The sequence below is a fragment of the Streptomyces sp. NPDC000410 genome, assembly GCF_040300305.1.
In the GTDB taxonomy this organism is placed as follows: domain Bacteria; phylum Actinomycetota; class Actinomycetes; order Streptomycetales; family Streptomycetaceae; genus Streptomyces.
The window spans coordinates 1-9,671 of sequence record NZ_JBEPDM010000096.1; the positions used below are offsets into that span (position 1 = coordinate 1).

Here is a 9,671-nt window from a genome sequence, read left to right on the forward strand (position 1 = left end):
GCACCGAACTCCACGACGCCTTCGTCTCCCTCGCCTGCAGCCTCATCTGCTGGAGACGCCTCAAGAAGCACAACTCATGATCGTGTTACGAGCTCTAAGGAGGCGGCGCACCGTGGCTGTGACGGTTCCACGATGACAGCTACTTGGTACAGCCGAAGCGCTTCGTCGCCGGGGGCACGAATTCGTTGATGAAACGCTGGAGCTTCTCGTATCCCTCGGGGGTGTCCTCGACACGATCGCCACGGAAGTAGAAAACGAACGACATGTACGACGGCGAGGAGTCACACTTCGCCTGGAGTACGGCGTAGTCGCTTCCAATCACGGCATCGCCGGGAAACGCCACTTCCCGCTTGGCAGCGTTCGGATGCTGGGAGGCCAAGGACTCCCAGTCCACCGGGTCGGCGGGGCGGTCCCATACCAGCAGATTGACGGATAGAGCCTTACGGCCATCCACACTCACGGAGCAGGCCGCACCGAGCCGGGACCTGAACTCACTATGCTTTTCTTCAAGGGTTTCGCCGTCCGGCAGGAGCGGAGAGAAGCTCTCCTTGGCCACGGGGCCCCGCAGAATTTTATCCCGTCACCCCCACCGCCATGACACAAAGGATGACCGCGACGCCTCGCCGCACTGCGGTCACGAGCACCAGTCTTTCATCAATGCCGGCACGTACGCGCGCAAGAAACTTTCGATTTCTGCACGCCGCTGCCCACTATTCTTTACCCCGTCACTTTCGCTTTCTGTTCGGACCTCCAGGGCCAGGTGACTGTATTCTCCTTGCTTGGCTTCCGGAAACTCATACTGCGGCTGACCCGCTTTAGGTTTGCATTTCATCCACGCGACGGCACCGTCATCCCCGACTGCCGCACTGGTGACACCCGAACTCACGGACACCCGATTGAGGTTGACGTATTTGTCGGCTGCCTTTTCGGCGATGTCCAGTTCTCCAGTCTGCCGCGATACGGAAATCGACACGTCCTGCTTTTTGTCGACTACAAGGTCGCAGCTATGATGCTCGCCGGAGCGTAGCCCAATTTCACGGAAGGTTTCTTTGATCACCTTGCCTGGACGGAGCAACGGCTTGATTTCTGACGCCGGAATGTTGACTCTGCAAACTTCAGAAGGAACGGCATAGTCGTACTCCGACTCCCCGGAGCAGCCTGAAATGAACAAGACGGCAAGGCCGAACCATGCGATCTTGGCGGTGCGCATTATGACCCCTTGCTTCCCACCCGGCGAGCAGCCGCATTTCCCGACATGGCTGCAGCGTCGGCCCGCTGCTCCGTGTCCCAAAGCTCTTCCCGGCGTGCCGCCTCCGGATTTTCAGCTCTCCAATGCTTAGCCAGGACCTCGATTCGCCCTTCTCGATCGTTCCCAGTATCGAAGTTTTCGCGCGCCCGCCCGGACTCAATTCTCTCGACTTCTTCTTCGAGCCACCTTGCCGTATAAGCATCTACGCCTCGCTGTGCCGCGTCGCCTACATGCGGGATGAAGTTCACTACACCACCCCACGTGTGATAGTCCCACTTAGCTTCCCAGGCGGCCTTACTCTTGGCGTCATTCGCGTCCACCTCAAGTCCCTGGTATCGAGCCTCCTCCAAGAAACCGATCGTGCGCGCTGCCCGCTCCAGGGGCTGGTATGAGCCCTCCTTCCCAGTGTTTATATCGTAAATCATCTCGCGGTTAATGCCGTCCTGGAGCGTTCCGTAGGCGAATTGGTCCCGTGAAATCTGTTTCGCCACTTCCAGCACGTGCCCGCGGTCCAGAGGGCTCTCTCGATCATTGTGGGAACTTGCCGCGGCGTGTACGTCGTCCCCGTAGTTGCCCATGGCCACCGCCATGGGCGTGCGCAGACTCGGAGGGAAGTCGTTGCCCTCGGCGGAGAGATGCTTCAGTGCACCCTCGAAGACGCGGTTGTTCGCCGCGGAGTGCTCGACGTAACCGCCGCCCGAGTTGTTCGGGTCGATGCCCGTTGTTGCCGCCACCAGTGCCGCCCCGAACCCGGCCCTGTCCTGCGCGTCCTGGACGTCCTGGCTGCGAAGGGGGTCGCCGTAGAGGGTGTCGGCGGGCACTCTCATGTGGGGGTTTCCGTCGACGATCTCCCAGTCGCGCTTGCGCGTCAGGTACTCGAGCCGGTCGTTCCCCTGCTTCTTGTCGTCGTCCGGGTGGGGGTCGGACTTGGGGTCGAGGAACGCTGCCGAGGCCTCCGGGTCCTTGCTCATGATCCCGAGCAGGCCATCGAGGGGATCGTTCGCGAACCACTCGTCCCGGGACGTGACGAACCGCTTGGGCAGGTCCCAGTTGTCGTTGCCCTTGTCGGCCTTCTCAGCGGCGATCAGGTCGTCACCGATGTCGTGCATGAACCGGTCCGAGTAGCCTTCGCCGTGCTGCATCAAGGTGACGAGGGACTGGTACCCGCGGACCTTCTCGCCCTGCCACTCGTACCGCTTCATACCGGCTTCCTTCATACCGGCTTGGAAGTCCTTGTAGAACTGGGACTTCGGGTCCTGTGTCGCCGTGGCGAGCGCGTTGGCGAGGCCCCGTTCCGCCCCGAGGTAGTGCTGCTTGCTACCCGTGTCCGAATCGTAGGCGAAGGTGTTGAGCTGGTTGGTCACCTTGATGGTGCCCTCGGGCCCGAGATGGTTCAGCACCATCTCACTGAACTGCTTGTCTCCGGAGTTGTCACGCATCAGACGCGCCCACTCCTCCGGATCTGAAGGCTTCTCGCCGGCCAGAATCTGATCCGCGTATTTCTTGGCCTCGCGTGCCTCGACGGCCTCGATGTCACCGACCGCGTTCCCATTGAAGTCGTGTGCTGTACCCCGGGCCTGGTCGACCGCTTCCTCGAGGAAGCTCTTGATTCCGGCGGCATCGCGAAGTGCCAGCTTGGCGCCCTGGTCGGCGTCGTCGACCGCCTGGACGGCAGAAGCCACGGCGGCGGTCCAGGCTGCTTCCTGCATGGCGCGGGTAGCGGTGTCGAGGACACCACTCGCGGTGCCCTTGCTTTTGCTGTCGTCGACGTGCGCCTGTCCCTTGGCGTCTATGTACATGTCGGCTTCCTTGGCAGACTCCACCAAGTGCCGGACCGCCTGTATTCGTTCTGTGAACTGTGCATAGATGTCCCGGAGGATCGACGCGATGGCACGGGCTTCGGCCGCCGCAGCGTCGAACTGCCCACGCGTCGCAGCGAAACGGGACTTCGCCGCGTCGGCGCTGGCGCCTACCCACGAGCCGTCGCTCGCCACCACCTGAACGGTGTCCCGGTAGGCTTCGCCCAAGCGCGCGAAGCCGTCGGCCATCTGGTCCCATGAGACAGCCGCAGTCGTCAGCGGCGTCAAACGGATGGTCATGACCTCCTGGTAGGTGAGCATCCCTACTCCTCTCCGTTTGCTGGGCGCTGAGCTCGGTTACCGGCACAAGCCGGCGAAGAGTCGACGTCAGGCATCCCGACGTGGCCCCGGCGTCGGAACGTCGATGCCGGAGAGCCCGCTGTACACGCCGTGGTCGACGTACTGGAAGTCCCTCCGCGTATTGCTCAGAGCCGCCTGGTCACCTGCGAGACGCACCTTCAGGTTCTGCACCTGTCGCGCCCACTCCTCGTGCGCGTCCGTCAGGCCGGAGCCGGTCGCCCAGCCGCTGAAGGCCCGCTCCGCCGCATCCGTCGGCTCGTCGGCATGCACGCCCGCCTTGTCCACCCCGGGCTGGATCAGCTCTGCCAGGGCCTTCATCGCCCCGCCCTTGCCATGTGCGTTGGTCTTGAGATCAGGCGGTCCGGCCGGGCCAGCCGCACTGTTCACCTGCATGCGGGTTTCAGAACGGGCCGCGACATCGGCCTTGGTCTGCTCCCACTCGTCCCAGCCCATCAACGTCCCCCATAGTGATCGCCGTCTCCAGTGAGCGGCCGCCGCCGTACCTGGTGCCCGTCCTGCCGAATGCCGCTCCGACCTCCCCTCGCGGCACGATGACCACTCCCTCAGACCGGCACACCATCGATCATCCTAGCCTCGCCGTTTCGCTTGGGTTTGGCGGCTGGCGAGGCGGAAACGCGAAAGTGCCTTCCTGACCTGGGGCGATGAACCTTGCTGAGGGGCTCTGTCGGTCCAAGCGGAGGGCACTTTCTACGTGCAGGGTATCGGGTTGCGTCCCAAGGTCCATGTCAGTGACGATGGTTCGGGGGTGGTCGGTCATACCGGGGCATGGTTGCTGGCGGATCTTGCCGATGCCACGGGGCTGACCGCCGCGTACTCCACCGCTCTCAGGCCGCTGCGGCCTCGCGGGACCATGATCCGGGACGGATGGCCACCGACCTGGCGGTGATGCTCGCCGACGGCGGCGAGGCCATCGCGGACCTGGCCGTGCTGCGGGACCAGGCCGAAGTGTTCGGCTCGGTCGCCTCGACACCGACGGCCTGGCGGCTGCTCGCCGACGTGGACGAGCAGGCACTGGCTTCTGTGCGCGCGGGCCGCGCTTCGGCCCGGGAGGTCGCCTGGCTGCAGGCCGCCGAGATCGGTGAGGGCATACCCGCTGCCCGGGCTGCGGGACGCGTACTACCCGGCCTCATCCTGGACCTCGACGCCACGCTGATCACCTGCCACTCCGAGAAGGAGCAGGCCGCACCCACCTACAAGGGCGGTTTCCGCTTCCGCCCGCTGCTGTGCTTCCTCGCCAACACCGGCGAGGCACTGTCCGGGCGGCTGCGACCCGGCAACGCCGGCGCCAACACCGCCACCGATCACATCGCGGTGTTCGACCAGGCACTCGCGCGCGACAGCAGACACACAGCGACGTCTCCTCACCCCAACCGAAACGGCGAGGCTACCGACTTCGGCTCGTAGGGGTGAATCTTGGTGAAGTGCCTGCTGGGCCTGGAGTCGTGGCTGTACCCCGTGGTGTGTGAGGTATGCGGATGGGGGCGGGCTGACCCCTGCAGGGCGTCAGCTCCGTGAATCGGTACGGATGCAGGCGGTCGAGCTGTTCGAGCAGAAGGCCAAGCCGCCGGAGGTCGCCCGGCGCCTGCGGGTAAGCCTGAAGTCGGCCTACCAATGGCACCAACTGTGGCGCGACGGCGGGGCTGCGGCACTGGTCTCGCGTGGACCGAGTGGTTCGCGGTGCCGGCTGGCGCCGTACTGCCTGGAGAAACTGGCAAGGTTCCTGGAGGAAGGTCCGGCGGCGCACGGCTGGGTGGATGACCAGGTGTGGACCGCGTCGAGGGTGGCCACGCTGATCGGCCGGAAGTTCCACGTCTCCTACAGCGTCTCGGGTGCCACCAGGTTGATGCACCGGCTCGGCTTCAGCCCGCAGGTCCCCGCGCGGCGGGTCGCCGAGCGTGACGAGCAGGCCGTGACCGTGTGGAAGGAGGCGACCTGGGCGGAGGTGAAAGGGCCCGGGCGGCCTGCGGGGGCTACGTCTGCTTCGAGGACGAAGCCGGCTTCACCCGTCGGCCGCCCAGGGGACGGACCTGGGGCCGGCGCGGCTGCACCCCGGTCGTGACGGTAAGCGGGCGCCGCTCGGGACGGCTGTCGGTGGCCGGGCTGATCGCCATGCGGCCCGGCTCCCGGACCCGGCTGAGCCACCGGCTGCGGACCCACCCCGCGGGCAAGGGCAAGCGCCGCAGCATGGACGAGCGGGACTTCATCACGCTGGTCGACGGCGTCCATCAGCTGGTCAGGGCGCCGATCGCGCTGATCTGGGACCGGCTGAACACCCATGTCTCGCGCAAGATGCGGGACCTCGTCGCCGAGCGGACATGGCTGACAGTGTTCCTGCTGCCCGCCTACTCGCCCGACCTGAATCCGGTCGAAGGCGTCTGGGCACACGTCAAACGCAGCCTGGCCAACCTCGCCGTCATGGCCCTCGACCGACTCGAAACCCTCGTCCGCAACCGGCTCAAACGGCTTCAATACCGGCCCGACACCCTCGACGGGTTCATAGCCGGCACCGGCCTGACCCTCAACGACCCGGCATCACCTTGACGAGCCGAAGTCAGTGAGCTCTTTCCAAGCTGGCGTCGATGACCGCGAGTTGGACGGGTCTGCGCAACGACGAAGCTCCTGGTAGACGGGTTCTCGACCAAGATCACCCGTGTCTGCCAGGAGCTTCGCGTGCTTGTCTACCCGTCGGCGATTGATCTGTCCAGCCGCACCTTGCGGTTCCTGACCAGGCGGCTGGAGGCCAGGCGGCAGGAGATCGGGACGCGCTGGCGGCGCCTTCCCGCCTCGCGACAGGCCCTGCTCGCCCTGGCTCACCTGCGATGCGGTGACACCTACGCCCAGCTGGCCTCCGGGTTCGGCGTCGGGATCGCGACCGTCTATCGCTACGTACGCGAGGCCGTCGGGGCCCTGGCCGGCCTTGCCCCGTCTCTGGCCGAGGCGATGCGGACGATACGGGAGAAGGCGTTCGTCATCCTCGACGGCACCCTGCTGCCGATCGATCGCATCGCCGCCGACACCCCCTATTACTCCGGGAAGCACAAGCGCCACGGCATGAACGTGCAGGTTCTCGCCGATCCGTTCGGACGGCTGCTCTGGATCTCGCCGGCTCTGCCCGGCTCGACTCACGACCTGACCGCCGCGCGGCAGCACGGGATCATCGAAGCCCTCGCCGAAGCAGGACTCAGGTGCTGGGCGGACAAGGCGTACCACGGCGCCGGAAGCCCCGTCCGCGTACCGTTTCGGGGCCGACGCCTCAAGCGGTGGCAGCGCCGCCACAACACCACCCACGCCAAGATCCGCTGCCTCGGCGAGCAGGCCATGGCCACCCTGAAGGGCTGGCGCCTCCTACGGAAGCTCCGCTGCAGCACCAACCGCATCACAGCGATCGTCCAGGCCATCCTCCTCCTTCACCACGCGTCAGCGTGAGGTTGGAAAAGGCTCATTGACCGAGGGGCGGATAGGCTCCGGGGATCCGCGAAGCGGCCACTTCGACAGCTGGCCGGCTGTTCAGGGGACCTGCGGCGCGGACTACATGCTGAGGGCATGGACGAATGGGATGGTCCCGACCCGCCGGACTGGCATTTGTACGTCGTCGCCCGGCTGGGCCCCGGCGAAGGTCCGGTCACAGGTGAGAGCTATGTGGTCTACGTGCGGCCGTGCTGGCGATGCGGAGCGCCGGTCGGTGAGCTTTGTCTGCCGCTGCCTCGAGCGCGGCGGTTCCGCGGCGCCCACGCCACGCGGTACGCGAACCTGACCTCGTACGACATGGAACGCAACCAGGAGGCTCTCGGCCGGCCATGCCGGCGGTGCGGCCGCGGGGGCGATGTGCCGGGCGGTGCCAAGGGACGGTGGCCTACCTCGGGACATGAGGCAGACCGTGCACGCGGCCCGCGAGGGCGGCGCCACCGGTTGACCGGGGCGGGCTGCGCCGCCGAGACCTGCGGCGGTTATAGAAATTCGACCGCGAATGAGGCGGCGCAGCAGATGTCCAGCGGCACCGTGCTCCGCCCCAGCGCACCACAACTGGCGGAGACCGTTGAGGTCACCTCCGGGATACGCCCATGTCAGCCTGCGGCGCGATGGAACGTGGATCCCACTACACCGCCGTACCGATCGATCTCGTTTGGCGCGGCGCCGGCAGAAGTCTGTCGATCCCGTCCCGTCTTGCCGTCCAGGACGATCGGCTCGTCGCCCACCTCCCCGTACACGGCACCGTGCCAGAATCCGCTGACCTTCGGCACCGTCCGTCCGGAACCGTCGGGCAACGTCCACTGTTTCTGAACCGAAGCGGCGTCGAACACGGTGATCCCGCGGTTTGCCGCCCCGTACCCGTACTTGGAACACAGGACCAGGGACTGTGCGTCGTGGCGGCACCGCCAGCCCTCGCCATCGAGCGCCACTCGCCGCTCACCGCTGACCGCATCCACGACGAGTGTCTTGTCATTGAGGCTTGCGCTCAGCAACCGCGGCGCGGCTGCGGCCGGCTGCCGCGCATCCGCCACCGCCCACCGCTGCTCGCCCGTGGCCGCGGCAAGTCCCAACAGCCTGCCTTCGCCGAACCCCGTCTTCTCACCGCCGGCAACGACGCCGTCAGCGAGGGTCACCGCACGAAAATCGGGCTTCCTCCAGCGGACGGTGCCCGCGGAGGGTTCAACGGCATACGTGGTGTCGGCCGCAGTAACGAGCGCTGTGCCGGCATCGACTCCGATGACCTGCGGCGCGAGCATCTCGTCGGCCCCGATCGGGATGGCGCTGAGCCCGGTAGCGCTGGGAGCGGCTGCGATCTCTGCCGACCATGCCGTCTTACCGGTGGCCGTCTCGACGGCCAGCACCTCGATCACGGATCGGTCCGGCCTTGTCCCTTCACCCTCCACATCCCTGTTCCAGGCGGCGTACACGGTTTTACCGTCAGCCGAGACCAGGGGAGCGACACGATTGCTTCCGAAACCGCCCAGGTCCGCGGCGTGCTTCGTATTCACATCCCACCGCGGCTCACCGGTCCCGGTGTCGATCGCTTCCAATCCCCCCTCGGCGGTGATGTAGGCAACCCCGTCGGCAAGCGTGACCGCAGGCCGTGTCGCTTCCCCGCTCGTCGTACTCGGCTGGGTGGCACTCGGCAATTCGACCGTAGGCCCGCCGAAGCGCACGGGCGGATCGAACGCCGGACGGCTTGGCCCCTTGGAAGTCGCATGGGAAGGTTCCGCGGACTCGCCGGACGACTTCCCGTCCGATGAGCCGCCGTCTCCGCAGGCGACCAACACCGTTGCCGCCAGCATGACTCCTGCCGCGGCCCATCGCCGCGTCCTAGCTCTTGTGCCCATCTCTCCCCCATCTCCTGATCTTCGCGATCACGACGACCATAGCGCTGGGGTTCCCTGGAGACCGGAGGGTCTCCGACCACTCGGCAGCAAACCTGCACGGAGAGGGCCAGGTCGTCTCGAACTGGTCGGGGGTGATCCGAAAGAAGCGGCCTAGGACTGGGGCTCGGCCGCTTCCTTGTACGAGACGTGACCGATAGCGCGATAGGCCTTGTCCAGGCCTCGCTCGACGGCCTGGGCTGCCTCGCTGGCCTCGGCGAGGCCTGCCCGGAAGTCCTGCGGCTTCTCCTCCAGCGATGCGCCCCTGAAGTCTGTAGCAAGGCGGTCGCCTGCGCGCAGCCGCTCGTGCCGCCCTCCAGGAGCTCGAGCAGCTGGGGCAGTTCGTGTGCGCTGCGTGTCAGGCCGCTGAGGATCCGATACGCCTCCAGCGGCTACTCCAGCGGCGCGCGTTCTTCACCGCACACCTGGCCGGAGCCCTAGCCGCTGCGGGACAACCCGACAACGCCGCCACCACCGCCCTGTCCGCGCTCCAGCTCGCCGCCAACCCCGGCTTCGGCCAGGCCCTCGGCGAACTCCGCCGCACCGCCTTCGAGCTGCGCCCCTACGCACGCCGCTCCGCCGTACGGGAGTTACGCCACGCCCTGACCGCGCTGCCGACCTAGCTCGCCAAGAACGCGGCCACCCGCTCAATCACCGCGGCCTGCCACGCCTGAGACCTCGGATCGAGGTACTGCGGATCCTCGTGCACCGCGAACCCGTGCTGCGCCCCGTCCAGCTCCATGAGTTCGGCCGGCCCGCCGAACACGGGCAGGTAGCGGCGGGAGGACTCTGGTGTCGATATCGCCACGCCCGGCGACGGTGAACCACAGGCCCTCATGCAGGTCGTCGAGGTGTCCCGCCGCGCACCAGAGGGCGTAGGGGACG

Annotated in this window: 8 protein-coding genes and 2 pseudogenes; 4 read left to right on the forward strand and 6 right to left on the reverse strand. The window is 66.5% G+C overall.

Annotated features, from left to right (window positions below; all coding sequences use genetic code 11):
• Window positions 1–139: 139 nt before the first annotated feature.
• The 4 genes from ABT342_RS37325 to ABT342_RS37340 form a co-directional block, all read right to left on the reverse strand.
• Window positions 140–556, reverse strand: a complete 417-nt coding sequence (locus ABT342_RS37325) for a hypothetical protein (protein ID WP_351583813.1) — start codon at window positions 554–556, stop codon at window positions 140–142.
• Between the two features lie 78 nt (window positions 557–634).
• Window positions 635–1,210 (reverse strand): hypothetical protein, encoded by a 576-nt coding sequence (locus tag ABT342_RS37330; RefSeq protein WP_351583816.1) that lies wholly within the window; start codon window positions 1,208–1,210, stop codon window positions 635–637.
• Window positions 1,210–3,369, reverse strand: coding sequence for a hypothetical protein (locus tag ABT342_RS37335; RefSeq protein WP_351583819.1), 2,160 nt, complete (start codon window positions 3,367–3,369; stop codon window positions 1,210–1,212). The genes ABT342_RS37330 and ABT342_RS37335 overlap by 1 nt, the downstream gene beginning before the upstream one ends.
• Before the next feature lie 66 nt (window positions 3,370–3,435).
• Window positions 3,436–3,861, reverse strand: a complete 426-nt coding sequence (locus tag ABT342_RS37340) for a hypothetical protein (RefSeq protein WP_351583821.1) — start codon at window positions 3,859–3,861, stop codon at window positions 3,436–3,438.
• Window positions 3,862–4,090: 229 nt separating this feature from the next.
• On the opposite strand from ABT342_RS37340, the pseudogene ABT342_RS37345 reads away from it, so the two are divergent.
• From ABT342_RS37345 to ABT342_RS37360, 3 genes and pseudogenes are all read left to right on the forward strand, one after another.
• Window positions 4,091–4,764: pseudogene (locus ABT342_RS37345) on the forward strand (transposase); the annotation flags it as partial.
• 127 nt (window positions 4,765–4,891) lie between these two features.
• A protein-coding gene (locus ABT342_RS38370) for an IS630 family transposase (protein WP_502965684.1) occupies window positions 4,892–5,970 on the forward strand; the annotation gives its coding sequence in 2 pieces (ribosomal slippage) (window positions 4,892–5,393 and window positions 5,393–5,970; 1,080 coding nt in all).
• Between the two features lie 129 nt (window positions 5,971–6,099).
• A complete protein-coding gene (locus ABT342_RS37360) occupies window positions 6,100–6,855 on the forward strand; it encodes a transposase family protein (RefSeq protein WP_351583826.1) in 756 nt (251 codons plus the stop codon).
• 638 nt (window positions 6,856–7,493) lie between these two features.
• Here ABT342_RS37360 and ABT342_RS37365 read toward each other — a convergent pair.
• Window positions 7,494–8,705: an outer membrane protein assembly factor BamB family protein gene (locus ABT342_RS37365; protein ID WP_351583829.1), complete on the reverse strand. Its 1,212-nt coding sequence runs from the start codon at window positions 8,703–8,705 to the stop codon at window positions 7,494–7,496.
• 425 nt (window positions 8,706–9,130) lie between these two features.
• On the opposite strand from ABT342_RS37365, the gene ABT342_RS37370 reads away from it, so the two are divergent.
• On the forward strand, window positions 9,131–9,409 hold the full coding sequence (locus ABT342_RS37370) for a hypothetical protein (RefSeq protein ID WP_351583832.1): 279 nt from the start codon (window positions 9,131–9,133) through the stop codon (window positions 9,407–9,409).
• Here the strand turns inward: ABT342_RS37370 and ABT342_RS38375 are convergent.
• Window positions 9,406–9,671: pseudogene (locus ABT342_RS38375) on the reverse strand (hypothetical protein); the annotation flags it as partial. The gene ABT342_RS37370 and the pseudogene ABT342_RS38375 overlap by 4 nt on opposite strands.

What these genes read in the sequence shown, in the direction of transcription:
- ABT342_RS37330 (WP_351583816.1), bottom strand. Translation starts at nt 1,210, where the DNA reads ATGCGCACCGCCAAGATCGCATGGTTCGGCCTTGCCGTCTTGTTCATT.
- ABT342_RS37335 (WP_351583819.1), bottom strand. Translation starts at nt 3,369, where the DNA reads ATGCTCACCTACCAGGAGGTCATGACCATCCGTTTGACGCCGCTGACG.
- ABT342_RS37340 (WP_351583821.1), bottom strand. Translation starts at nt 3,861, where the DNA reads ATGGGCTGGGACGAGTGGGAGCAGACCAAGGCCGATGTCGCGGCCCGT.
- ABT342_RS37365 (WP_351583829.1), bottom strand. Translation starts at nt 8,705, where the DNA reads ATGCTGGCGGCAACGGTGTTGGTCGCCTGCGGAGACGGCGGCTCATCG.